At 69.0% G+C, this 24,204-nt stretch carries 27 protein-coding genes; 10 read left to right on the top strand and 17 right to left on the bottom strand.

Annotated features, from left to right (window positions below):
• Positions 1–25: 25 nt before the first annotated feature.
• The 7 genes from OG984_RS04390 to pafA form a co-directional block, all read right to left on the bottom strand.
• Complete coding sequence (locus OG984_RS04390; RefSeq protein ID WP_328530425.1) at positions 26–910, bottom strand: diacylglycerol/lipid kinase family protein; 885 nt, start codon at positions 908–910, stop codon at positions 26–28.
• Positions 911–927: 17 nt separating this feature from the next.
• Entirely contained in the window at positions 928–1,773 is an 846-nt protein-coding gene (gene tatC / locus OG984_RS04385; protein ID WP_328530424.1) for a twin-arginine translocase subunit TatC, read from the bottom strand.
• An 8-nt stretch (positions 1,774–1,781) separates the two neighbouring features.
• Complete coding sequence (gene tatA, locus OG984_RS04380; protein WP_008356628.1) at positions 1,782–2,075, bottom strand: twin-arginine translocase TatA/TatE family subunit; 294 nt, start codon at positions 2,073–2,075, stop codon at positions 1,782–1,784.
• Between the two features lie 39 nt (positions 2,076–2,114).
• Complete coding sequence (locus tag OG984_RS04375; RefSeq protein ID WP_328530423.1) at positions 2,115–3,173, bottom strand: helix-turn-helix transcriptional regulator; 1,059 nt, start codon at positions 3,171–3,173, stop codon at positions 2,115–2,117.
• Entirely contained in the window at positions 3,170–4,153 is a 984-nt protein-coding gene (locus tag OG984_RS04370; RefSeq protein ID WP_328530422.1) for a helix-turn-helix transcriptional regulator, read from the bottom strand. Before OG984_RS04370 ends, OG984_RS04375 begins: the two co-directional genes overlap by 4 nt.
• Positions 4,154–4,180: 27 nt before the next feature.
• Entirely contained in the window at positions 4,181–5,158 is a 978-nt protein-coding gene (locus OG984_RS04365; RefSeq protein ID WP_328530421.1) for an FKBP-type peptidyl-prolyl cis-trans isomerase, read from the bottom strand.
• A gap of 210 nt (positions 5,159–5,368) precedes the next feature.
• Positions 5,369–6,730, bottom strand: coding sequence for a Pup--protein ligase (gene pafA / locus OG984_RS04360; protein ID WP_008356635.1), 1,362 nt, complete (start codon positions 6,728–6,730; stop codon positions 5,369–5,371).
• 178 nt (positions 6,731–6,908) lie between these two features.
• Here pafA and OG984_RS04355 point away from each other — a divergent pair, with 178 nt between their 5' ends.
• Positions 6,909–7,181: a SulP family inorganic anion transporter gene (locus OG984_RS04355; RefSeq protein WP_328530420.1), complete on the top strand. Its 273-nt coding sequence runs from the start codon at positions 6,909–6,911 to the stop codon at positions 7,179–7,181.
• 11 nt (positions 7,182–7,192) lie between these two features.
• Positions 7,193–8,425: a SulP family inorganic anion transporter gene (locus OG984_RS04350; RefSeq protein WP_328532321.1), complete on the top strand. Its 1,233-nt coding sequence runs from the start codon at positions 7,193–7,195 to the stop codon at positions 8,423–8,425.
• A gap of 49 nt (positions 8,426–8,474) precedes the next feature.
• Here OG984_RS04350 and OG984_RS04345 read toward each other — a convergent pair whose 3' ends face one another.
• Complete coding sequence (locus tag OG984_RS04345) at positions 8,475–9,413, bottom strand: endonuclease/exonuclease/phosphatase family protein (protein WP_328530419.1); 939 nt, start codon at positions 9,411–9,413, stop codon at positions 8,475–8,477.
• 99 nt (positions 9,414–9,512) lie between these two features.
• Between OG984_RS04345 and OG984_RS04340 the strand changes: the two genes are divergently transcribed.
• Positions 9,513–9,953: a VOC family protein gene (locus OG984_RS04340; protein ID WP_328530418.1), complete on the top strand. Its 441-nt coding sequence runs from the start codon at positions 9,513–9,515 to the stop codon at positions 9,951–9,953.
• Positions 9,954–10,165: 212 nt separating this feature from the next.
• The gene (locus OG984_RS04335; protein WP_328530417.1) at positions 10,166–11,047 is read left to right on the top strand and encodes a DMT family transporter; all 882 of its coding nucleotides are present in this window, start codon (positions 10,166–10,168) and stop codon (positions 11,045–11,047) included.
• Between the two features lie 71 nt (positions 11,048–11,118).
• Here the strand turns inward: OG984_RS04335 and prcA are convergent, their stop codons facing one another.
• From prcA to dop, 4 genes are all read right to left on the bottom strand, one after another.
• Positions 11,119–11,985 (bottom strand): proteasome subunit alpha, encoded by an 867-nt coding sequence (prcA, locus tag OG984_RS04330; protein ID WP_328530416.1) that lies wholly within the window; start codon positions 11,983–11,985, stop codon positions 11,119–11,121.
• Positions 11,982–12,818, bottom strand: a complete 837-nt coding sequence (gene prcB, locus OG984_RS04325; RefSeq protein ID WP_328530415.1) for a proteasome subunit beta — start codon at positions 12,816–12,818, stop codon at positions 11,982–11,984. The genes prcA and prcB overlap by 4 nt, the downstream gene beginning before the upstream one ends.
• 3 nt (positions 12,819–12,821) lie before the next feature.
• Complete coding sequence (locus tag OG984_RS04320) at positions 12,822–13,019, bottom strand: ubiquitin-like protein Pup (RefSeq protein WP_008356645.1); 198 nt, start codon at positions 13,017–13,019, stop codon at positions 12,822–12,824.
• Positions 13,020–13,135: 116 nt separating this feature from the next.
• Positions 13,136–14,647 carry a depupylase/deamidase Dop gene (gene dop, locus OG984_RS04315; protein WP_328530414.1) on the bottom strand — a complete coding sequence of 504 codons (1,512 nt, stop codon included), beginning with the start codon at positions 14,645–14,647 and terminating at the stop codon, positions 13,136–13,138.
• Between the two features lie 232 nt (positions 14,648–14,879).
• Here dop and OG984_RS04310 point away from each other — a divergent pair, with 232 nt between their 5' ends.
• The 3 genes from OG984_RS04310 to OG984_RS04300 all read left to right on the top strand — a co-directional run bounded on the left by OG984_RS04310 (position 14,880) and on the right by OG984_RS04300 (position 16,521).
• Positions 14,880–15,506 carry a GNAT family N-acetyltransferase gene (locus OG984_RS04310; RefSeq protein ID WP_328530413.1) on the top strand — a complete coding sequence of 209 codons (627 nt, stop codon included), beginning with the start codon at positions 14,880–14,882 and terminating at the stop codon, positions 15,504–15,506.
• Positions 15,507–15,512: 6 nt separating this feature from the next.
• A complete protein-coding gene (locus tag OG984_RS04305; RefSeq protein ID WP_328530412.1) occupies positions 15,513–16,133 on the top strand; it encodes a class I SAM-dependent methyltransferase in 621 nt (206 codons plus the stop codon).
• Between the two features lie 136 nt (positions 16,134–16,269).
• Positions 16,270–16,521 (top strand): hypothetical protein, encoded by a 252-nt coding sequence (locus OG984_RS04300; RefSeq protein ID WP_328530411.1) that lies wholly within the window; start codon positions 16,270–16,272, stop codon positions 16,519–16,521.
• Positions 16,522–16,640: 119 nt separating this feature from the next.
• Here OG984_RS04300 and OG984_RS04295 read toward each other — a convergent pair whose 3' ends face one another.
• Both OG984_RS04295 and OG984_RS04290 read right to left on the bottom strand, forming a co-directional pair.
• Positions 16,641–16,982: a hypothetical protein gene (locus tag OG984_RS04295; protein ID WP_328530410.1), complete on the bottom strand. Its 342-nt coding sequence runs from the start codon at positions 16,980–16,982 to the stop codon at positions 16,641–16,643.
• A 19-nt stretch (positions 16,983–17,001) separates the two neighbouring features.
• Positions 17,002–17,208, bottom strand: a complete 207-nt coding sequence (locus OG984_RS04290; protein WP_328530409.1) for a hypothetical protein — start codon at positions 17,206–17,208, stop codon at positions 17,002–17,004.
• A gap of 170 nt (positions 17,209–17,378) precedes the next feature.
• Here OG984_RS04290 and OG984_RS04285 point away from each other — a divergent pair, with 170 nt between their 5' ends.
• Both OG984_RS04285 and OG984_RS04280 read left to right on the top strand, forming a co-directional pair.
• Positions 17,379–18,548, top strand: a complete 1,170-nt coding sequence (locus tag OG984_RS04285) for a DUF2157 domain-containing protein (protein ID WP_328530408.1) — start codon at positions 17,379–17,381, stop codon at positions 18,546–18,548.
• Positions 18,545–19,006, top strand: coding sequence for a GDYXXLXY domain-containing protein (locus tag OG984_RS04280; RefSeq protein ID WP_328530407.1), 462 nt, complete (start codon positions 18,545–18,547; stop codon positions 19,004–19,006). Before OG984_RS04285 ends, OG984_RS04280 begins: the two co-directional genes overlap by 4 nt.
• A gap of 64 nt (positions 19,007–19,070) precedes the next feature.
• Here the strand turns inward: OG984_RS04280 and arc are convergent, their stop codons facing one another.
• The 3 genes from arc to OG984_RS04265 form a co-directional block, all read right to left on the bottom strand.
• Positions 19,071–20,834: a proteasome ATPase gene (gene arc / locus OG984_RS04275; RefSeq protein WP_328530406.1), complete on the bottom strand. Its 1,764-nt coding sequence runs from the start codon at positions 20,832–20,834 to the stop codon at positions 19,071–19,073.
• Positions 20,835–20,982: 148 nt separating this feature from the next.
• Complete coding sequence (locus OG984_RS04270) at positions 20,983–21,984, bottom strand: tRNA (adenine-N1)-methyltransferase (RefSeq protein WP_328530405.1); 1,002 nt, start codon at positions 21,982–21,984, stop codon at positions 20,983–20,985.
• Between the two features lie 62 nt (positions 21,985–22,046).
• Positions 22,047–23,219 carry a site-2 protease family protein gene (locus OG984_RS04265; RefSeq protein WP_328530404.1) on the bottom strand — a complete coding sequence of 391 codons (1,173 nt, stop codon included), beginning with the start codon at positions 23,217–23,219 and terminating at the stop codon, positions 22,047–22,049.
• Positions 23,220–23,296: 77 nt separating this feature from the next.
• Here OG984_RS04265 and OG984_RS04260 point away from each other — a divergent pair, with 77 nt between their 5' ends.
• Complete coding sequence (locus OG984_RS04260; protein WP_328530403.1) at positions 23,297–24,178, top strand: RecB family exonuclease; 882 nt, start codon at positions 23,297–23,299, stop codon at positions 24,176–24,178.
• The last annotated feature ends 26 nt before the right edge of the window (positions 24,179–24,204 follow it).

Here is a 24,204-nt window from a genome sequence, read left to right as displayed (position 1 = left end):
CGGCACCGACAGCGAGCCGCTGGGCTCAGTCGCGCGGCGGCACGAGTACGCCGAGAGCGGACGGCACGCACTCGACCTCGAGCGGCAGCGGTCCGAGCCGCTCGCCGTCGCTGTAGGCGATCACGCCCGGCGCGGAGGCGGTGATCCGGCGGGCCCGGATGCGCTCGAAGGCCGGGTGAGTGAGGTGCTTGGCCTGGCGTACGCCCGGGAAGACGCGCAGGAACTCCAGCCGCGAGACCGGCTTGATGAGGATCGCGTCCAGCAGGCCGTCGGCGGGGTCGCACTCCGCCGCGATCCGGAGGCCACCGCCGTAGGACTCGGTGTTGGCGATCGCCAGCAGCATCGCCTCCTGCTCGCGCACCACACCATCGATCTCGAGCCGGTAGGGCACCGGCGTCCAGCTGCGGATCACCGACAGCGCGGCGAGCGTGTAGCGCAGGTCGCCGTGGGGCCACCGCATCGCGTTGGCCCGCTCGTTGACCGCCGCGTCGAAGCCGGCGGCCAGGACCGTGGCGAACCAGGTGTCGCCGCTGCGGCCCAAGTCGATGCGGCGGGGCTCGTTGCCGACGACGACCTCGGCGGCAGCCAACGGGTCGTTGGTGGGAATCCCGAGCGCCCGCGCGAAGTCGTTGCCGGTGCCGAGCGGGATCACCCCTAGGCTGACCTCGGTCTCGGCCAGAGCCTGGACGGCGACATGGACCATGCCGTCGCCCCCGAGGGTCACGACGGTGTCGACTCCCTCGGCAACTGCCTTCCGGGCCAGCTCGAGAGCGTGCTCGGCGTCATCACCGATCAGGTGCTCGACCAGTGCCCCCGAGGCCGAGAGTCGTTCGGTGACCGCCCCGAGGGTCTTGTCGGCGTGGCCACGGCCGGCGGTGGGGTTGGCGAGCAGGGCGATCTGGCGCGTCACCCGGTGAACACTAGTGCTCAGATCACCGACGGGACGTCAGGATCCCCGATGATGTCCTTGCGCTTGCTGGCCTTCCGTCTGTCGTGGGCCCGGGCGATGACCTCGGAGATGCCGAAGAGGACGACCATCGGCCCGGCCATGATCGTCATCGTGAACGGGTCACCGGACGGGGTCGCGATGGCGGCGAAGACGAAGGAGCCGACGATGATCCACGCCCGATACTTCGCCAGGGCCGCACCTGGCAGCACCCCGATGCGGTTGAGCATGATCACGAAGACCGGGATCTCGAAGGCGATGCCGAAGACCAGCAGCGTTCGGCTCAGGAAGCTCAGATAGTCGCTGAACTCGACGATGTTCGTCAGCCCGTCGGGGATGAAGCCGAACAGGATCTCCAGGCCCTTGGGCAAGGTGACGTAGCCGAGCACGACGCCGGCCAGGAAGAGCGGACTGGCAACAGCCACGAAGATCCGCGACATCTTCTTCTCATGGGCGTGCAGACCCGGCATCAGGAACGCCCAGATCTGGTAGAGCCAGATCGGGCTGGTGCCGATGAAGGCGGCCAACCCGCAGAGCTTCAGGTAGAGCATGAAGCCGCCCGCCGCTCCGTTCACGGAGCTCAGCGACTCGGCGCCGCTCTCCGTGTCCATCATCTCGACCGCCTTGAGATAGGGGTCCATGACGAGAGCGAAGAGCTGCTCGAAGAAGAACAGCGAGACGACGAAGCCGATGACCAGAGCCAGGGCGGCCTTGATCACCCGCGCGCGGAGCTCACGCAGGTGGTCGGAGAGCGCCATCCGGCCGTCGTCGCCGATGGCGTGCTTGGGGGTGCCGCGGAGAACCGCGACAACACCGGCGATGGACAATGTCGGCCTCAGTTGCCGGAGAGGCGCTCGCGCTCGGCCTTGATCTCGGCCTCACGACGCTCGAGCTCGGCGATGCGCTCCTTCTCGGAGGCGGTCAGCTCGGCCGGCTTCTCGACCTTCTCGCCCTTCTCCTTCTCGTCCTCGTCGCGAAGACCCTTGGTCTCGGTCTTGAAGATGCGCAGCGCCTGACCGGTGCCGCGGGCGAGCTCGGGAAGCTTGGCGGCGCCGAAGACGAGGATCACGATCGCCAGGATGATGAGCCACTCGGCTCCCTGCGGCATACCGATCAATGGAGTGAACATGAACTACCTCATCTACGTCTTAGGGGGAACGCTTGAAGTCTACGCGTCCGAACGGTACAGGCCGAGGGCTTGCCGCGCAGTCGCGGCAAACGATTCAGTGAACTCTGTGCGTGGCTGCGTCTGCCGGCCGTCCTCGGTCTCGACGATCTCAGCATAGGGAGCCAGTCGAAGCAGCAGCCGGGTGAGCCAGCGCTGGTCGTAGACGCGCAGCCCCACCTCGAGCCCGCCGCCAGGCAGCTCCATCGGGTCGATCACCGCGTAGTACTCGCCGACCCAGCGCGCCTCCGGCGCCAGCCGCACCCGGACGACGGTGCCGGAGTCCGTACGCAGCAGCGACCCGCCCTCGCGGTCGAGACGCTGTCCTGAGCCTGTCGAAGGGTCCGCACCGTCCTCGGCCTCCGGCGCCACCGCGATCGGCGTGTCGAGGACCTCGGCGCCCCGGATCCGGTCGAGCCGGAAGCTGCGCGGCGCCTCCGCCCGGTGGCACCAGGCGTCGAGATACTCGATGTCGCGGATCGAGACCAGCGCACGCGGATCGACGACGCGCGAGGACTCCTCGTCGCGCGCCGGGACCCAGTAGTCGATGCGGATCTGGCGGCCCTGGTCGATCGCGGTCGCGATCGCGGCGTGGATCTGGACGAGCGAGGTGTCGATCGGCTCCTCGCCGGGATCCACGCTGCCCGCGGCGCCCTCGGCCGCCGCCTGCTCGAGCTTGGCCAGCGTGCGGTCGACGACCTCCTTGGTCTCCGCACTCACCGCCCCGCCCCGCAGCGCACGCAGCGCGACGATCACGGCCGTCGCCTCGATCGGGGTGAGCCGCAGCTGGCGGTCGAGGTAGTCGGCGTTGGAGATCCGGATGACCCGGTCGCCGTCGGGCTCGGTCAGCGCGTCGATGTCGACGTCGATCAGGTCGTCAGGGTAGCCACCCGGCAGGCCGCACATGAAGAGCACCTGCAGGTCCTTGACCAGCTGCTTCTCCTCGACGCCGAGGTCGGCGGCAGCCTTGTCGAGGCGCACGTCGTCGGCCTGGGAGTAGAGGTAGGGCACCAGTGTCAGCAGCCGCCCGACCTGGCCCTTGGCGCCGGTGTTGCCGCTCATCGCGAGACTCCGTCCAGGCGCGCGACCAGGCGCTCGAGCCGGGCCGCGACCTCGCGGCGCAGGTCCTCGGGTTCCTCGACGTAGGCGTCGGGGCCGTGTCCCAGCACCGCCCCGACCAGGTCGGCGGGAACGCGGGTGAGCACCACCCGGTCCCAGCCGTCGCTGCCGTCCGGACCGGTCACCCCGGACTCGATCGAGTCGGCCGCCCGCCGCAGGGTGTAGCCGCTCCCCTGCCGCAGCAGCAGGACGGCCTTCCCCGTGGGCGGTGCCGGCGCCAGGTCTCGTGCGATATCGCGTACGTCCACCTCGGCCGGGACCTCGAAGGCATCGAACTCGCCGACCGCCCGAGCCTCCCCCAGGACGCGGGAGAGCCGGAAGATGCGGGTGTCGTCGCGGTCGACGTCGTGGCCCACGGCGTACCAACGGCCCGAGTAGCGCACCACGCCCCACGGCTGCAGCCGTCGATGGGAGGGCTCCGCCGCCCGGGAGCCCCGGTAGTCGAACTCGACGATCTGCCGGTCCTGGGTGGCGGCCACGAAGACGTCGAAGGAGCTCTCCTCCGCGGTCAGCCGCGGCTGCACGATCTCCAGCGCCGAGACGTCGGTCTCGAGCCCGGCGGCGTTGAGCTTGCGTACGGCCTCCGTGGTCGCCTCCGCCATCGAGGCGTTCTCCCAGACCCTGGTGGCCAGGGCCACCACGGCGAGCTCGTCGGCCTCGAGAGTGATCGGCGGGAGCGCGAACTGCTCGGGGCTGATCCGGTAGCCGATCTCGTCCTCGAAGAAGGAGTCGATCACTCCGGTCTCGATGGGCACACCGAGGCTGCGCAGCTCCTCCTTGTCGCGCTCGAACATCTTCTCGAACGCCTCACCGTGCGACGACGGGTAGAGGACCTCGCGGATCCGCTCCTTCGACACGTTGTCACGCTGCACGAGCAGCATGATGAGCAGGTTCATCAACCGCTCGGTCTTACCCGCCGCCACGGTGTGTTTCTCCCCCTAGAGACTCTGCTAAGGCGTCGCCGGGGTGGACTCGGCCTTGACGACGTCGATGACGAAGTAGAGCGTGCTGTTGGCCGGGATCCCCGGCGTGCCGCCCTGGCCCGGCTTCTCCTCTGCACCGTAGCCCAGCTCCGGCGGGATCTGCAGCAGAACGCGGCTGCCGACCTTGACGCCCTCCAAGCCGTTGGTCCAGCCGGCGACCACCTGGTTGAGGGCGAACGGCACGGCCTCCTTGCTGAAGCTCTCGTCGAAGGGCTTCTTGGCGCCGTAGGTCATGCCGAGGTAGTTGGCCGTGACCGTCTGGTCGGTGGTGATCTCCTCGCCGTCGCCCTCGGTGACGATGACCCGCTTCAGCACGTCGTCGGCCTTCGGCTTGGCGATGCCGGTGAAGTCGAACCCGGTCGGCTTGCCGTTCTTCTCGACGACCTTCGGAAGCTCGCTGGCGTCGACGTCGTGCGGCGTCTTGTCGGCGGCGGGCTTGACCACGTCGACGACGACCAGCAGCGTGTCGTGGTTGCCGATGCCCATCTGCGGGTTGCCGCCCTCGCCGAGCAGGTCGGCCGAGCCCACGATCGCCTCGATCCGGTCACCGACCTTGGCGCCCTTCAGGATCGTGCTCCACGGCTTGTCCGCGGGCAGCTCCTCACCCTCGGCGGCCTGGCTCTCGTAGGCCCACTCCTTGTCGAGGGTGGTGGCGTTGCCGATGTAGATCTTCGCGAACACGCCCCGGTCCTTCGGGATCTCCTCGCCGTCGCCCTCGGTCAGCGTCTTGACCTTGGGGTCCTTCGGGTAGGAGATCGCCGACTTCCACTTCAGCGTCGGTGCCTTCTCGACGTCGGCCGAGACCGTGACCCCGTCGAAGCCGGAGACGGTCTCGTCGCCGTAGCCCGTCTCCTTCTCGCCACAGGCGACCAGAGCCGGGAGAAGCAGGAACACAGTCAGCGCGCTCAGCGCATGGCGCAGGCGAGGCCGAGGAGCAGTGGGCACAGTGCAAACCTTCATGACGTGAAAGGGACAGACGACAGCGGAGCACACCATATCCGTACGGTGGTTACCCCGTGGCGAAGCCACCCCGGCCAACCCTTCGACATCTCGACACGCCCGTCGCTTCCGGGTCGCTCCGCTCCCCCGAGACGGGGCTGCTCGATCTGAATCGCCAACGCCGACAGCTCGCTCCGCTCGCTGTCGACTGGCGATTCACATGCCGTCGATGAGCCGCTGCACGCGCTCGTCGTACGCCCTCAGCGGGTCCTTGCACAGCACGGTGCGCTGAGCCTGGTCGTTGAGCTTGAGGTGGACCCAGTCCACGGTGAAGTCGCGCCGACGCTCCTGGGCCTTCTTGATGAACTCGCCACGAAGCCGGGCGCGGGTGGTCTGCGGGGGCACCGACTTGGCCTCGAAGATCTTCAGGTCGGTGGTGGCCCGCTTGACCGCGCCCTTCTTCTCCAGCAGGTAGTAGAGGCCGCGGTTGCGGTGGATGTCGTGGTAGGCGAGGTCGAGCTGGGCGACCCGCGCGTGGCCCAGCGGGAGGCCGTGCTTGGCGCGGTAGCGCTCGATCAGCTTCCACTTGATAACCCAGTCGATCTCGCGGTCGACCAGGGAGAGGTCGTCGGACTCGATCGCCTTCAGGCCGCGCTCCCACAGGTCGAGGGCGGCGATCATGGTCGGGTCGGTGATCTCGCGACGGTCGACGAACTCCCGCGCCTTGCTCAGGTATTCGTTCTGGATGTCCAGGGCGCTGGCCTCGCGGCCGTTGGCCAGCCGCACCTTGCGGCGGCCGGTGAGGTCGTGGGCGATCTCCCGGATGGCCCGGATCGGGTTCTCCATCGTCATGTCGCGCATGACGACGCCCTCCTCGATCATCCGCAGCACCAGGTGACAGCTCGCGATCTTGAGCATCGTGGTGGTCTCGGACATGTTCGAGTCGCCGACGATGACGTGGAGGCGGCGGTACTTCTCGGCGTCCGCGTGCGGCTCGTCGCGGGTGTTGATGATCGGCCGGGACCTCGTCGTCGCGGACGAGACGCCCTCCCAGATGTGCTCGGCACGCTGGGAGACCGCGAACCCGGCACCCCGCGGGGTGTGGGTGACCTTGCCGGCGCCGACGATCAGCTGGCGGGTGACCAGGAACGGGATGAGCACGTCGGCGAGCTTGCTGAACTCGCCGGCGCGGCTGACCATGTAGTTCTCGTGGCAGCCGTAGGAGTTGCCGGCCGAGTCGGTGTTGTTCTTGAACAGGTAGATGTCGCCGGCGATGCCCTCGTCGTGCAGCCGCTGCTCGGCGTCGAGGAGCAGCCCCTCCAGGATCCGCTCCCCCGCCTTGTCGTGGGTGACGGTCGAGATCACGTCGTCACACTCGGGCGTGGCGTACTCGGGGTGGGAGCCGACGTCGAGGTAGAGCCTCGCGCCGTTGCGGAGGAACACGTTCGAACTGCGGCCCCAGCTCACCACCTTGCGGAAGAGGTAGCGAGCCACCTCGTCCGGGCTCAGCCGCCGCTGGCCGCGGAACGTGCAGGTCACGCCGTACTCGTTCTCGATGCCGAAGATGCGCCTGTCCATACTGAAACCCTAGACGGTCGACGGTCACCGCGGAGGCGTTCGCAGGTACGACACGGCGAGCCGCGCCGCCCACCGGCACGTCGGCCCGCGCCGGGCGCGGGACCGATGCTGGACGGGTCGAATCTCACATCGCTCACGAAGCCGGGACCGGGGCGGCCCAGCCATAGGATTGCGGCTCGTGCCGTCGCCCCTGCCCTCGTCCTCCCCGACCGACAACCAGAGCGTCCTCGCCGCGCTGCGTTCCCCGCGGCTGCTGCGTACGGAGGTGCTGGCCGGCCTGGTCGTCGCGCTCGCGCTGATCCCGGAGGCGATCTCGTTCTCGATCATCGCCGGGGTCGATCCGCGTGTCGGGCTGTTCGCCTCGTTCACGATGGCAGTTGCGATCTCGTTCCTGGGCGGGCGGCCGGCGATGATCTCGGCGGCCACCGGTGCGGTCGCCCTCGTGATCTGATCGCGCCGGTGATGCGGGATCACGGCTACGACTACCTGATCGCGACGGTGATCCTCGGCGGGTTGATCCAGGTCGCGCTGGCGCTGGCCCGGGTGGCCAGGCTGATGCGGTTCATCCCACGCTCGGTGATGGTCGGCTTCGTCAACGCGCTCGCGATCCTCATCTTCGAGGCCCAGATCGCACACATGGTCGACGTGCCGTGGCTGGTCTACCCGATGATCGCCGCCGGCATCGCCGTCATCGTGGGCTTCCCCCGGGTAAACAGCGTGATCCCCGCCCCGCTGGTGGCGATCGTCGCGCTCACGGCTTTCACCCTGCTCGGCGGCCTCGACGTGCCGAACGTCGGCGACGAGGGCAAGCTGCCTGACAGCCTGCCGGCCTGGTTCCTCCCCGACGTACCTCTCAGCCTCGAGACGCTGAAGATCATCGCTCCTTATGCCCTCGGTATGGCGCTGGTCGGCCTGATGGAGTCGCTGATGACCGCGAAGCTCGTCGACGACATCACCGACACCCACTCCGACAAGAGCCGCGAGGCCCGCGGCCAGGGCATCGCGAACGTCGTCACCGGACTCTTCGGCGGCATGGGCGGGTGCGCGATGATCGGCCAGACGATGATCAACGTGAAGGTCTCCGGTGCGCGTACCCGGATCTCGACCTTCCTCGCCGGCACCTTCCTGCTCATCCTGGTCGTCGGGTTCGGCGACATCGTGGCGCTGATCCCAATGGCAGCGCTGGTCGCGGTGATGATCATGGTCTCGGTCGGCACCTTCGACTGGCACTCGGTGCGCCCGGCGACGTTGCGGCGGATGCCACGCTCGGAGACCGCGGTGATGGTCGCCACCGTCGTCGTGACCGTCGCGACCCACAACCTCGCGATCGGTGTGATCGTCGGCGTCCTGGTCGCGATGACGCTCTTCGCCCGCCGCGTCGCCCGCCTCACCGAAACCCACCGCGACCTTGTCGAGGACCCACCCGGTCGTGTGACCGCGGTCTACCGGGTCACCGGCGAGCTCTTCTTCGCCTCCAGCAACGACCTCTACACCCAGTTCGAATACGCACAGGATCCCGACGAGGTCGTCATCGACCTCTCCGACTCCCACATCTGGGACGCCTCCACGGTCGCGGCCCTGGACGCGATCACACACAAGTACGAAGCCAGGAACAAGTCCGTACGCATCATCGGCCTGAACCGGTCCAGCGCCGACCGCCACGAGCGGCTGACGGGACAGCTCACCGGACACTGACGCCACGGCCCGTCCATCGCCGCGCGTGGTAGATCCCGGCCGGGCGGCCTCAGCCGAGCGAGACCCGGGCCACGACCGGACGATGGTCGCTGCCGGACCGCGGGAGGACCCTCAGGTCCACCACCTCGGCACCCCGGGCGAGGACGTGATCGAGCTGCACGACAGGGAACGCCGCGGGAAAGGTGAACCCGAATCCGTGCTCCTCACGCGAAACCTGCTCGGTCACGGGTGCCAGCCCGGGGTCGAGCAGGCTCCCGTTGAGGTCACCGGCGAGCAGCACCTGCGGCGCCGGGTCCGCAGCGATCGCCTTGCCCAGCAGCCCGGCGCTCCGGTTGCGGCTGTTCGCCGCGAGCCCACGCGGGCCCAGCCGGACGGACGGCAGATGCGCGACATAGACGGTCACCTCACCCGCCGGGGTCCGCACGACCGCTCGCAGGCACCGGTCCCAGGACGCGTGGATGCCCGCCGGGCGGATGTCGACACGCTCGCGCTCCGAGATCGGGTGACGCGACCAGAGGCCGACGGTGCCCTGGGTCGTGTGGTGCTCGAACGTCTCGTCAAGAGCCGCCGCGTAGCGCGGAAGGTTCTCGGAGGTCAGCTCCTCGAGCGCCACGATGTCAGGGTCCTCGGCCAGCAGGAGCTCGACGGTCCGCTCCACGTCGGGATTGTCGTCGGCGACGTTGTGCTGCACCACCGTCAGGTCGTACGCCGCAGGCTCGACGGGCAACAACTGCTGGCCGAACACCCCCAACCAGGCGGCGAGCGGAGTCAGCGCGAGCAACGCGGCGAGCACCGAGCGGCGTACGGCCGCCCCGAGGATCAGCAGTGGAACCGCGAGGACGAGCCACGGCAGGAACGTCGCGACCAATGAACCCAGGTTTCCCCAGCGGTTCGGCACCAGCTCGTGCAGCGCGATCACCAGCGCGAGCAGCACCGCGACGAGCGCGAGCAGCCCTCCCCGCCGCCACGCCGACCTGTCCACCTCCACGGACAGCGACCCTAGCCAACGGGCCGTAACCGTGTAGAGGACGGTGCGGCGGCTTCGTTCACCAGGCAGAGACACCCGACAAGCAGGAGGATGAGAGTCATGACACAGCTGTTGCGGTTCGACCACATCGGCGTCACCGTCGCCGACATCGACAGGGCCACGGAGTTCTTCGTCGCCCTGGGGCTGGAGGTCGAGGGACGCGCCTTCGTCGAAGGCGAGTTCATCGACACCGTCTGCGGGATCCCGGGCGCCCGCTGCGAGGTGGTGATGTTGCGCCCACCGGGCGGCGGCACGGCGCTCGAGCTCGCCCGGTTCGTACGTCCCGACCACGTGCCCGGATCGCCGGAGGCGATGGCCAACGAGCTGGGCCTGCGCAACGTCTGCTTCGAGGTCGACGACCTGGACTCGGTCCTCGAACAGCTGGCAGCCGACGGCTACGGCCTCGTCGGGGGCGTCGGCGTCTACGAGGACGTGGTGCGGATGGCGTACGTGCGCGGGCCCGAGGGCATCGTCGTGTCGCTCAGCGACCGGGTCGGCTGACGGACGACGTCACCATCAGAAAAGGCCGGGCCCGGGCCCCGGGGCGTGTGACACACTTCGCGCCATGACCTCGAAGCACCTCGGCCTGCTCCCGCCGCCGGTCGCCTGACCGGAGCGGCCTCGCCGATCCGCCGCTGAGTGCGCGGATCGGCTCTCCTTGGCGTGCTCCAGACGCTGCCCTTCCGTCTTCTCGAACCTGGAGCACCTCTTCGATGTCCTCTCTCCGTACCCGTTTCGGGGCCCGTCTCGGGCTCACCCAGATCTGCCTCGCCGGAGTCCTGTGGGGCACCGGCGGCCTCGTCCTTCAGATCGTCCGTTCGATCACGCCGATGTCGGTGCTCACGGTGAGCGCCTACCGCATGCTGATCGCCGCGGTCGCCCTGCTCGCCGTCCTCGTCCTCATCGGCCGCCTGCGCGAGCTTCGTCTCGACCTCCGCACGGTGATCGTCGGTGCCACCACAGGGCTGTACCAAGCGCTCTACTTCGGCTCCGTGGTCGCCGTCGGCGTGACCGTCTCCACCGTCGTCAGCCTCGGGATCGCCCCGGCGATCCTGCTGGCGGGAGAGGCCGTCGCGGCTCGGCAGCGGCCGACCCGCCGACAGCTGGTGGTGCTGGCGACCGCGCTGACCGGACTGGTCCTGGCCTCGGCGTACGCCGGCAGCCGGGCCGGCGGCGACCGGCCGGTGACCGGGGTGCTGCTCGCGATCGCGTCCGGATCTGCGTACGCGCTCACCACCGCGGTCGGGCGCCCGCTCGCTCAGCGGCGCAGTCCGCTGCTGGTGACCGCCGGCGCAACCGGCGTCGGGGCGGTTGTCCTCGTTCCGCTGGCGCTGATCGGCGGCGGGCCGTTCAGCTCGTCCTCGGCCACGGCGTGGGCGTGGCTGGTCTATCTCGGCGTGGCGACGATGGCGCTGGCCTACGGCCTGCTCTACGCCGGCCTGCGCACCACCCGCAGCAGCGCGGCCGGCGTGGCCAGCCTGATGGAGCCGGTCGCCGCAGCGATCGCCGCCGCAGCCGTTCTCGGCGAGCGTCTTGCCGGTCCGGCGCTCGCCGGGGTCGCGCTGATCCTGGTCGCGATCGCCGGTCTCGGATAGGCGGGGTAGAACACGGAGCCGGGGAGTCTCCGGCGCACCTGACGGCGCCCGAGACTCCCCGGCTTCTCGTGTCAGTCGAGCGGCGGAGCGATCGGCGGCTCGCCGTCGTCGTCGGCCGGCGGCGCCAGCGGCGCCTGGTCGACGGGCTTCTCCGCGGGCTTCTCCGCGGGCTTCTCCGCGGGCTTCTCGGCAGGCGCCTCGACCGCGGCGGGCTTCGCCTCCTCGACCTGCGGCGTCGCGGTCGCAGAGCCCAGGATCTCGACCAGCGTCGCCGGGCGGATCCTGCGGAACTTGCGCGGCTGCGTACGCGTGCGGTCGAGGACCGCGACCTCGAGGTTCTTCGCCTCGATCTCCCGGTCCTCGGTCTCCGTGTGACCGAGCGCGGCGACAGCCAGCTTGATCGCGTCCTCGAGCGTGGCGCCCTCGGTGTAGCGCTCCTTGAGGTAGCCGCCGACCGCCTCGGCCGCACCGCCGATGGCGGCGAAGCCGTGCTCGTCGACGACCTGGCCGTCGTAGGTCAGCCGGTAGAGCTGGTCGGTCTCCGCGGTGTCCCCGATCTCGCCGACGAACAGCTCGACCTCGTAGGGCTTCTCCCCGCCCGAGGAGAAGATCGTGCCGAGAGTCTGGGCGTAGGCGTTGGCCAGACCGCGGCCGGTGACGTCACGCCGGTCGTAGGCGTAGCCGCGCATGTCGGCCAGCCGCACCCCGGCGATGCGGAGATTCTCGAACTCGTTGTAACGACCGACCGCGGCGAAGGCGATCCGGTCGTAGATCTCGCTCACCTTGTGCAGCGCCGCCGAAGGGTTCTCGGAGGCGAACACGATGCCGTCCGCGTACTGCAGGGAGACCAGGGCCCGGCCCCGCGAGATGCCCTTGCGCGCGAAGTCCGCGCGGTCGCGCATCAGCTGCTCGGGACTGACGTAGAACGGAGTGCTCATGGGCGACCCTCCAGCTCGGCGATGGGACCGTCGGGCCGCTGGAGCCTCCCGGCGATGACAGACTCCGCGACGGCCGCGACCTCGGCGTCGGGCAGGGTGCGCCCGCCGTCGGCCGTGATCACGTGCACCAGCGGGAACAGCTTGCGGGACAGGTCGGGGCCACCGGTGGCCGAGTCGTCGTCGGCAGCGTCGTAGAGCGCCTGGACCAGCACCGCGACCAGGGTGTCCTCGTCGAGGTCGGCCCGGTAGAGCTTCTTGAGCGCGCCCTTGGCGAACAGCGAGCCCGAGCCGACGCCGGCGTATCCGGTCTGCTCATAGCGGCCGCCGGTCGGGTCGTAGCCATAGATCTTCCCCACGCCCGCGTCGGGGTCGAACCCGACGAAGAGCGGCACGACGACCAGGCCCTGCATGGCCATCGCGAGGTTGCCGCGCACGAGGGCGGAGAGGCGGCTGGCCTTGCCCTCGATGGAGAGCGTGGTGCCCTCGATCTTCTCGTAGTGCTCCAGCTCGGTCTGGAAGAGCTTGACCAGCTCGACCGCGAGCCCCGCGGAACCGGCGATGCCGACCGCAGAGTATTCGTCGGCCGGGAACACCTTGCGCATGTCGCGCTCGGCGATCAGGTTGCCCTGGGTCGCACGCCGGTCACCGGCGATGATCACGCCACCGGGGAAGGTGGCAGCGACGATCGTGGTGCCGTGCGGCGCGATGTCGCCCAGGTTGCCCGGGGCGGGGTTGTGCCCCGGGAGCAGCTCTGGCGACTGGGCCGTCAGGAAATCGGCAAAGGACGAGGTGCCCGGCGTCATGTAGGCCGCCGGGATGCGGGACTCCGACATCTGCTACTGCCCGCCCTTCTGGATGAAGGACTTCACGAAGTCCTCGGCGTTGGTCTCCAGGACGTCGTCGATCTCGTCCAGGATGTCGTCGACGTCGGAGTCAAGCGCTTCCTTGCGCTCGTTCACATCGGTCTCGGGCGCGGTCTCGACGGACTCCTCCGTCTCGGAGGACTTCTTCGGCTGCTTCTGCTCCTGTGCCATGTCTTCAACCTATCCACTAGCACCGACAAACCTGAGGAAACAATGCCCGATTTCGCTACGGGAGGAAGCAGAAGTCGAACGTTGGACCGAGATGTGGCACGGTCGCGATCTACGAGTCAGGAACCGGTCAGCCGGTTGAACAGGTCGACCGCGGTCTCCGAGGAGTCGAGCAGTCCGCCCACGTGCTTCTTGGTGCCCCGCAAGGGATCGATGGTCGGCACCCGCTGCAGCGACTCGCGGCCCGGCAGGTCGAAGATGACCGAGTCCCAGCTGGCCGCGGCGACGTTCTCGGAGTACTTCTCCAGGCAGCGGCCGCGGAAGTAGGCGCGGGTGTCGGTCGGCGGGTCGTGCATCGCCTTCTCGACCAGCTCGTCGGTCAGCAGGCGCTCGATCCGGCCGGCCCGGACGAGACGGTGGTAGAGACCCTTCTCCGGGCGGATGTCGGCGTACTGCAGGTCGATCAGGTGGAGCTTGGGGTCGTCCCACTCCAGGCCGTCGCGGTCGCGGTAGCCGAGCAGGAGCTTGTACTTCGCCACCCAGTCGAGCTCGTTCGCGCACTCCATCGGGTCGCGCTCGAGGCGGTCCAGCACCGACTCCCAGCGCTCCAGGACGTCCTTGGTCTGGTAGTCGGCGTCGGAGCCGTAGCGCTCCTGGACGAACTTCTTGGCCAGGTCCAGATACTCCATCTGCAGCTGGACACCGGTCAGCTTGCGGCCGTCCTTGAGCGTGATCAGGGTCTTCAGCGTCGGGTCGTGCGAGACCGCGCGCAGGGCAGAGACCGGGCCGTCGACGCTGAGATCACGGGTGATGTAGCCGTCCTCGATCATGGCGAGCACCAGCGACGTACTCCCGACCTTGAGGTAGGTCGAGACCTCGGCCAGGTTGGCGTCGCCGAGGATCACGTGGAGTCGGCGGTACTTCTCCGGGTCGGCGTGCGGCTCGTCGCGGGTGTTGATGATCGGCCGCTTGAGCGTCGTCTCCAGCCCGACCTCGACCTCGAAGAAGTCGGCGCGCTGGGAGATCTGGAAGCCGTGCTTGGGGCGCTCCTGGCCGATCCCGACCCGGCCGGCTCCGGCGAAGACCTGCCGGGACACGAAGAACGGGGTCAGATGCTTGACGATGTCGGCGAACGCGGTGCTCCGGCGCATGAGGTAGTTCTCGTGCGCGCCGTAGGAGACGCCCTTGTTGTCGGTGTTGTTCTTGTAGAGATGGATCTGCGGGTTGCCCGGCAGCCGCGCGGCCGCCCGGGAGGCGTCGAGCATGACCTGCTCGCCGGCCTTGTCCCAGCGCACCGCGTCCAGCGGGTTGGTCACCTCGGGGCAGGAGAACTCCGGGTGGGCGTGGTCGACGTAGAGCCGGGCGCCGTTGGTGAGGATGACGTTGGCCAGTCCGAGGTCCTCGTCGGTGAGCTGGCTCGGGTCGGCCACCTGCCGGGACATGTCGAAGCCGCGCGCGTCGCGCAGCGGAGACTCCTCCTCGAAGTCCCAGCGCGCTCTCCTCGCCCTCAGGGTCGAGGATGCGTACGCATTGACGACCTGGCTCGACGCGACCATCGGGTTCGCCTGGGGCTGTCCGGCCACGGAAATTCCGTATTCGACCTCCGTGCCCATCACCCGTCGTACGCTCATGCCTGCAAGGCTACCGGCCACGTGCACGAGTGCACGTGAGCATCCATACGCCACGCTGAGGTTGCCCGAGGTTGTTCGGCTGGGCGGCACCGGGAGGAGACCGCTTGTGAAACGCCATGTCCGGCGGTACGTGGCCGGTGTGCTCGTTCTCGACACGCCGTGCCGGGGCCGCCTGCCGCGTCTCGGCGGGCCTGGCGGAGGCGACGCAGGCGGGTCATGGTGAGGTTGGACCATGGGCACTCCTGAGATCCGGCGGGCCACCGCCGACGACCTCGACGATCTCTTCTCGATCTGTCTGCTGACCGGCGCTTCGGGCGAGGACGCCACCGAGTTCTACGACGACCCGCGGCTCTTGGGCAACATCTACGCCGCGCCCTACATCGTGCTCCGCCTCGGGCTCGGGTTCGTGGCAGTCGACTCCGAGGGCGTGGTCGGCTACGTCGTCGGCACCCCGTTCACCCGTGCCTTCGAGAAGGAGTGCGAGGAGGACTGGTGGCCCGCGCTGCGGGTGGTCAACCCGGATCCCGGCACCGACCACGACCGCGACGACTGGAACGCCCGGCTGCGGTCCCTGATCCATCGGCCGGTGCGTACGCCCGGCGAGCTGCTGACCGACTACCCGGCGCACCTGCACATCAACCTCCTCCCCCGCGCCCAGGGTCAAGGTGTCGGCAAGGAGCTGATCGGCATGATGCTCGGCGCCTTCCACGTCGCCGGCGTACGCGGCGCCCACCTCGGCGTCAGCACGGCCAACACCCGCGCGATCGGGTTCTACCGGCGCGTGGGTTTCACGACGATCGCCGAGACCGAGGACACGCTGCTCCTCGGGGTCCAGTGGACCGGCGAGATGGAGGAGTGATCTCTCGTGGGACTCTGGGAAGCGCGGGTGGTGCCCCACATCGTGGACCGCGCCTGCGGGATCCCGCAGCTCGAGCCGCTGCGCGAGAAGGCGTGTGACGGTCTCCACGGCAAGGTCGTCGAGGTCGGCTTCGGCAGCGGCAGCAACATCGGCCTCTATCCGGCCGAGGTCACCGAGATCATCGCCGTCGAGCCCTCCGACGTGGCCTGGGAGCTCTCCGCGACACGACGTGCCGGCTCATCGGTCCCGGTGAGCCGCGTCGGCCTCGACGGCGCCGACCTCCCGCTCGCGGACGCCTCGGTCGACACCGGACTGGTCACCTTCTCGCTCTGCACCATCCCCGACGTCGCGGGCGCGCTCACGGAGCTGCGCCGCGTCCTGCGCCCGGGTGGCACCATCGGCTTCCTCGAGCACGGCCTCTCCCCCGACCCCACGGTCGCCCGCTGGCAGCATCGCCTCGACGGCCTCCAGCAGCGCCTCTTCGGCGGCTGTCACCTCACTCGCGACATCCCGGAACTCCTGGCCGACCAGGGATTTCAGGTCGAGCTCCTCCAACAGGACTACCTCCCCGGCCCGGCCCCCTCCAAGCCGTGGGGATACGTGTCCGCGGGGCGCGCTTCGGCGTGACGCGACGCACATTAGCGTCACTTTGACGATACCCAGCCGCAGCCGTCAAGATTTCTACCAAGCGAATCTTCGCCGCAACTCGGGACCAGCGAACCCGGGCCACCGCATGCACGTTTGAGAAAGCCTTCGCACCCTCGTGACCGATCTCTGGTCCTATGCCTTGACCCTTCTCGGAGTCGCCGGAACGGCGCTCGTCGGCAGGAAGGTCTGGTGGGCGCAGCACTTCCTGCTCATCACCCAGATCCCCTGGACCGCCTTCGCCCTCGTCACAGGGCAGTTCGGCTTCCTGCTCGGCGTGGTCCTCAACTCCGCCATCTACGTGTCCAGCGCACGTGAGTGGCAGCAGCAGCGACCTCAGCGCGCCCCGGCTCCCACCACGGCGCCCTGAGGGTCGCTCGGTCGGGCTGTCTGTTCGTCAAGGTATGCAGACGAACTGGCACTTCCCTAACGGAGTTCCGCACGGGAAGTGCCATGTTTCCTGCATACCTCGACGAACAGACCCCCGCCTCAGCGCTTACGCGTACGCAGCGCGTGGGCGACGTTGACGCCGACAAGACCTACCCAGGAGATCACCAGCGCACCGAGGTTGTCGGTGACACCGAGGGTGATGCTGATCGGGATGCCGGCGACGGCCGAGCCGGCGCCGAGCACGAACTGGAAGACCGAGGTGCGCGACTCGTTGCGCTCGGCGAGGGTGCGAGCGGCGGCGGTGGCACCGACCCGCTCCTGGACCGTCTTCTCGATGCGGTCGGCGAAGCCGGCGACCAGCTCGGCGTCGAAGGCGTCTCCCAGCTCATGGCGGGTCTCCAACCCGGCCTCGATGTCCTTGCGCCCCATGTCGTCTGCCACGTCGTTCAACCTTAGAGGATCAGAAGCCGGGGCCGGTGTCCCCGAACCTGTGCTGGATGCTGGTTCGCTCGGCCTCCCCACGTGCGGCCTGGACTCCGGGATTGTCGTTCGGGTTGATCGCGCCACCGGGCTTGGCTCGGCCCGAGAGCACCCAGACCACAGCCACGACGGCGATCACGACGACGAGCGCCGCTGCCCCGACCAGGATCAACAACCACGCTGCCATACGTCTCTCCGTTCGCATCGCGCGAGCGGTCCCCGCGAATACCCGAAGGCTATCGCCGCCGGCCCAGCCTGCGCAGCCGAAAATGACCTCAGGCGTCAAGGTCGCACGGCCCGAGGAGTTGAGTACGTGGACTCACGCGCCGCGCCCCCACGAGCCGCTGCAATGGTCACATGGACACAGACGTACGACCCGTCGCGCCGAGACGGCTCGACTGGCTGAACAACGAGATCGACCGCTGGGTGAGCGAGGGCATCCTCACCGAGGACGCCGCGGAGACGATCACGGGGCAGTACGTCGCCTCGCATGCCAACTCGCTGACACGGGTCATCTCCTACCTCGGTGGCGCGTTCCTCGGCGTCGGGCTGGTGTGGCTCGTGGCGACCAACCTGGATGCGCTGACCCCGCTGGTCCGGTTCGTCGGCATCGTCGTCATCTGGCTCGCGTTCACCGCCGCCGCGGAGACGATCCCGCTACCTCGGCCCCTGCGCGGCGCGTTCCGCGGCATCGCGGCGATGAGCTTCGGCGGCGTCGTCTTCCAGGCCGCGCAGAGCCTCCAGGTACCGGCGTACGAGCCTTCGCTGGTGGGGTTCTGGGGACTCGGAGCGCTCGGCTACGCCTACGCGAGCGGTGCGCTGGCGCCGCTGGTCGTCGGCATCGCGACCACGATGATCTGGTTCGACTGGCAGGTGGTGGCGAGCAGCGAGAGCACGTTCGCCGGCGTCTTCGCGGTGCTGGTCGGGGGCGTGGTCGCGACGGCGATGGCCGCGCTGCACGACCGGCGCCAGGAGACCTTCGCCCAGGTGTGGCGGCTGGCGGGCGGCGTACTCGTCCTGGGAGGCCTCTTCGTCGCCGCCATCCCGCAGATCGGCGACCGCGACCTGGCGTGGAGCCCCACGCTCGTCGTGGCGCTGGTGATCGCGGGGCTCCTCGTCGCAGTCACGGCGGTACGTACCGACGGGCTGTCACGCTGGGAGGTGCTGGCCGCGGCGCTCATCGTGCCGATCGGGCTCGTGCTGGTCGCGTGGGACCCGAAGGTCGACGACCTCGGCTCCGTCTCGGGCGAGGCGTGGCTCTCCGCCTTCGTCAGCATCGCGGTCTACGTCGTGGTCGCCGGCGCGGTCGCCGTCGACGGCTCGGTGCGCGACCAGACGCTGCTCGTCGTGCTCGCCACCGGCGCACTGGTCGTCTTCACCACCATGCAGAGCTTCGCGGTCTTCGCACCGATCATGTCCGGCGCGACCCTGTTCCTGATGCTCGGTGTGCTCCTCCTCGCCACCGGCTTCGTCTTCGACCGCGCCCGCAGAGGCGTGGCCGCCAACCTCAGTGAGGCCCTGTCATGAACACTCGCATCCGGGTGGCACTCGTCTGCCTCGTCAATCTCGGCCTCGTCGGCGTCGCCGTCGCCGGCCAGCTCTCGGCACGCGCCACCGGCGAGGAGATCCGTCTCCGCGTCGAGCCGGTCGATCCGATCGACCCGTTCCGTGGCGCCTACGTCGACCTCTCCTATCCCGGCATCAGCTCGCGTACGACCAAGGAGGACGGAGAGGCGTATGTCTCGCTGGCACCACGCGGCCAGGTCTGGGAAGCCACCGGCGTCGACACTGAGCGGCCGGCCGAGGGACCGTTCCTGAAGTGCCACGACGACGGCTGGCGGCTCAGCTGCGGCATCGAGAGCCTCTTCGTCCCCCAGGACCGGGCCCGGGAGATCGAGACCGAGGTCAGCGGCGGCCACGCCGTCGCGGTGGTGAAGGTCGACTCGCACGGCAACGCGGCGCTCGTCTCGGTCCGGTCGCGCTGAGGAGACATCCACACGCAACAGGGCCCGCTGCCGCGACGGCAGCGGGCCCTGCGTACGGACTCTGCTACAGGTATTGACCCGTGTTGGAGACCTGCTCGATCGAACGGCCGGGCTCGGTGCCCTGCTTGCCGGTGATGAGCGTGCGGATGAAGACGATCCGCTCGCCCTTCTTGCCGGAGATGCGGGCCCAGTCGTCGGGGTTGGTGGTGTTGGGGAGGTCCTCGTTCTCCTTGAACTCGTCCACGCAGGCCTGGAGCAGGTGCTGCACCCGCAGGCCCTTCTGGGCGGCGTCCTCACCGGAGTCCAGGAAGGACTTGATGGCCATCTTCTTGGCCCGGTCGACGATGTTCTGGATCATCGCGCCGGAGTTGAAGTCCTTGAAGTAGAGGATCTCCTTGTCGCCGTTGGCGTAGGTGACCTCCAGGAAGCGGTTCTCCTCGGACTCGGTGTACATCCGCTCGACGACCGTGCGGATGAGCTCGTCGACGGTGGCCTGCTTGTCGCCGTTGAACTCGCCCACGTCGGTCGGGTGCAGCGGCAGGTCGGGGACCAGGTACTTCGAGAAGATGTCGCGAGCACCCTCGGCATCGGGACGCTCGATCTTGATCTTCACGTCCAGCCGGCCCGGGCGAAGGATCGCCGGGTCGATCATGTCCTCACGGTTGGAGGCACCGATGACCAGCACGTTCTCCAGCGCCTCGACGCCGTCGATCTCGGAGAGGAGCTGCGGGACGATGGTGTTCTCCACGTCGGAGGAGACACCGGTGCCACGCGTACGGAACAGCGAGTCCATCTCGTCGAAGAAGACGATCACCGGGGTGCCGGCCGCGGCCTTCTCACGAGCACGCTGGAAGACCAGGCGGATGTGGCGCTCGGTCTCACCGACGTACTTGTTGAGAAGCTCGGGGCCCTTGATGTTGAGGAAGTAGGACTTGCCGTCCGCCCCCGTCTTCGCGGCGACCTTCTTCGCCAACGAGTTGGCGACGGCCTTCGCGATCAGGGTCTTGCCACATCCCGGAGGGCCGTAGAGCAGCACGCCCTTCGGCGGCTTGAGCTGGTGCTCGATGAAGAGCTCCGGGTAGAGGTAGGGCAGCTCGACCGCGTCCTGGATCTGCTCGATCTGGCCGCTGAGGCCACCGATCGACTGGTAGGAGATGTCGGGCACCTCCTCCAGGACGAGCTCCTCGACCTCGGACTTGGGGACCTTCTCGTAGACATATCCCGAGCGGGGTTCGAGGAGCAGGGAGTCACCGGCGCGGATGGCGTCGTTGAGGAGCGGCTCGGCGAGCCGCACGACGCGCTCCTCGTCGGCGTTGGCGATCACCAAGGCGCGCTCACCGTCGGCGAGCAGCTCCTTGAACATCACCACCTCGCCGACCTTCTCGAACTCCATCGCGGCCACGACGTTGAGCGCCTCGTTGAGCATGACCTCCTGGCCATAGCGCAGCTCGTCGAGATCGACGTTGGGCGATGCGGTCACCCGGAGCTTGCGCCCGCCGGTGAAGACATCGATCGAGTCGTCCTCGTTGCGCTCGATGAAGGTGCCGAAGCCTGCTGGCGGCTGTGCCAGCCGGTCGACCTCCTCCTTGAGCTTGATGATCTGGTCTCGGGCATCCCGAAGCGTCACGGTGAGTCGCTCGTTCTGCGACGTCACGGCGGCCAGGGAGCGCTGCGCGTCTGCGAGCCGCGCCTCCAGGCCACGCGAAGATCCGGGCATCTCGGTCAGTCTGTGCCGCAGGTCGGTCACCTCAGCTTCGAGGAAACGGACATGACTCTCGAGCTCCTCGGGGCTGCGCCCCTCGGAATGGAATCCATCGGATGTCGACATCAGCACACCTCCTCTACTCCCTCGACCCTACAAGGCGGAGGGGTAGGAGAGGAGAAGGATTTACCGGTGTTGGACACTATTCGGTCGACTTCGACCGGTTCGTGTCGACCTGTGGCACGTCGGAAACATGGACCGCGGCGGAGCGGACTCAGTCCACCTCGGCGCCGTCCGCCGACGCGGCGTCGGGAAGGACGTCCGCGACGGGCTCGGGAGCAGGCATGTCAGCCGGACGCGGACCCGTGTAGTCGACCCCGTACGCCCCGGGGGCAGGTCGCCGCGTCTTGCGAGGCGCACGCTCGCCCGGTGCCAGCTTCCTGGCCGTCACCAGGAAGGCGGTGTGGCCGATCATCTTGTGACCCGGCCGGACCGCGAGGCCCTCGACGTGCCAGTCGCGCACCAGCGACTCCCACGCCTGCGGCTCGGTGAAACCGCCGTGGGCGCGGACCGTCTCGACGAAGCGGGACAGCTGGGTGGTGGTCGCGACGTAGGCGCAGACCATGCCGCCGGGGTAGAGCGACTCGGCGGCCGCGTCGATGCACTCCCACGGGGCGAGCATGTCCAGGATCAGCCGGTCGCAGCGGATCTGCTGGCGCGGGAGCTCCTCCTGGAGGTCTCCGAGGTTGAGCGACCAGTTCGGGTGGGACTCCCCCGCCGGGGTGCCGAAGAACTGGTCGACGTTCTTGCGGGCGACCTCGGCGAACTCCTCGCGGCGCTCGAAGGACGTCACCGTGCCGAACGGACCGACCGCGCGCAGCAGCGAGCAGGTCAGCGCACCGGAGCCGACTCCGGCCTCGACGACCGAGGCGCCCGGGAAGATGTCGGCCATGGCGACGATCTGGGCGGCGTCCTTGGGGTAGACCACTGCGGCGCCACGCGGCATCGAGACGACGAACTCGCTCAGCATCGGACGGAAGACCAGGTATTCACCTCCGGTCGAGGCGGTGACCGTGAAGCCCTCCTCGCGACCGATGAGCTCGTCGTGGTCGATGTGGCCCTTGTTGGAGAAGAAGCGCTTGCCGGCGACGAGCTCGAAGTTGTGGCGGCGACCCTTGGTGTCGGTCAGCCGCACCCACTCGCCCTCACGAAGTGGCCCGCGGTGCACACCCGCTCGGGCCTCGGCCGGAATGTCTGGAATCTCAGCGCTTGACACCCGCTGAGGCTACCCGCTCCCCCGGTCAACCCGGCAAACCACGACGCCCGCCCGGGTCAGCTTCAGGCTCCTGCGCGGAACGCCGCGTCGACGTCGGAGGTGACCAGGACGCCGTAGATCGAGCCGTCGGGCTCGACCAGGAGGTATTCGGGCGCCGGCGTCTTCGAGATCGCCTGGATCAGGGCCTCCCCGTCGATGTCGGCCGGGAGGGTGAGGCCGTCCTCGAGCCGGCGGGTGACCGTCGAGGTGGCCATCCACGGGCGGCGGTCCTCGGGGGTCGCCAGCAGGGCGCCCTCGTGCACCAGGCCGATCGGCTCACCACCGCTGGTCACCGTGACGATGCTGCCGGCCTCTGCCTCCTGGGCGCGGCGTACGGCCTCGGCGAGGGGCAGGTCGGCCGGCACGGCCAGGGTGCGGCGGGCGAGGTCGCGGGCGACGAGGAGCGGGAGCCGGAGGCGTACCTTCGCCGACATGATCGCCGCGGACGCGCCACTCCACAGGAACACCCCGATGATCACCGCGAGGATGTAGTCCGTGAGATCCGGCTGCGCGCGCAGGATCTGACCCTGGATGAAGGGCCCCAGCAAGACGAGGACCGCGAGCACCCGGCCCGCCCAGCCGGCGACGATGCTGCCGCGGTTGACGTTGCCGGTTCCGGCCCAGACGCCGGCCTTCAGCAACCGGCCGCCGTCGAGGGGCAGGCCGGGGACGAGATTGAGTACGCCGACGAAGAGGTTCGTGACGCACAGACCCATGACGAGCAGCCCGATGAGCCCATCGGAGGCGAAGAAGGAGACCCCGTATGCGGCCACGCCGACGCCGAGGGAGACCAGTGGCCCGACCACGGCGATCCAGAACTCGTCGCGAGGCCGCTTCGCCTCCTTCTCAACGGCGGTCGCGCCGCCGAGGAAGTGGAGCATGATCACGCCCACTGGATAGCCCAGACGCTTGGCGACGATCGCGTGCGCCGCCTCGTGCAGCAGCACCGCGCCATAGAGGACGATCGCGAACACGAAGCCCGCGACGTACGTCAACCAGCCAAGTCCCGGCTCCACGGCCTCGATCCGAGGCGCCATCCACCAGGCGATCAGCGCCGCGATGAGGAACCAGGACGGCGTGACCAGGACGTCGCTGCCCGCGATCGAGCCGACCTTGATCGTGCCCGGGACTCGGGAGGTGGGCTCCGCCTCTTCGACCGGCTTGTCGCCGCCGGGGCGTGGGTCAGGGTCTGCCACGTTCCGAGCGTACTTGAGCGACGGTTGCCGAGAGGTGCCGACCCGGACTGTCGGTGCTTGCGAATAGTGTCGGCCTCATGAGCACCTCACCAGCCGATGCCCGGTCGACCCCGGTCGACGGCGTCAACGTGCTGGGGTCGCTCTCGCCCAGCCGCGCCGGCGACTTCACCTCGTGCGCGCTGCTCTACCGGTTCCGCACCATCGATCAGCTCCCCGAGCCGCCGTCCGAGGCGGCCGCGCGCGGGACCGTGGTCCACAAGGTGCTCGAGGACCTCTTCGACCTGCCCGCCCCCGAGCGCACGCCCCGGCGGGCGAGGTCGATGGTGGAGCAGGCCTGGGAGGACGTACGCAGCCTCGACCCGACCCTGGCGACACTGTTCACCTCGGAGGCCGACGAGGCGGAGGCCGCCTGGCTGGAGTCGTGCCGCGACGTGCTGCGGCGCTACTTCGACCTCGAGGACCCGCGCCGCCTGGAGCCTGCCGAGCGCGAGCACTACGTCGAGGCGCTGCTCGAGTCCAAGCTGCTGCTGCGGGGCTTCATCGACCGGGTCGACATCGCCCCCGACGGCCGGATCCGGGTGGTCGACTACAAGACCTCGAGGATCCCGAGCGACGCCTACGAGGCGAAGGCGCTGTTCCAGCTGAGGTTCTACGCGCTGGTGATCTGGCGCACCCGCGGCGTGGTGCCGGCCATGCTGCAGCTGATCTACCTCGGCTCCGGCGACATCCTGCGCTACGTGCCCGACGAGGCCGACCTGCTCGCGACCGAGCGCAAGGCCGAGGCGATCTGGCGGGCCATCCGCACCGCCCAGGAGACCGGAGAGTGGCAGCCGAGCCCGGGGAAGCTGTGCGGCTGGTGTGCTCACAAGTCGCTGTGCCCCGCCTTCGGCGGCACTCCTCCCCCGCTTCCCCCGATCCCCGGCCCCGTCACCGCGGGCGACGACCTCGATCTCGACTAGGACCCGGGCCCTAGGCGCGTCTACCA

It is taken from the genome of Nocardioides sp. NBC_00368, assembly GCF_036090055.1.
GTDB lineage: Bacteria > Actinomycetota > Actinomycetes > Propionibacteriales > Nocardioidaceae > Nocardioides.
This window is presented reverse-complemented; position numbering and strand designations above follow the sequence as displayed.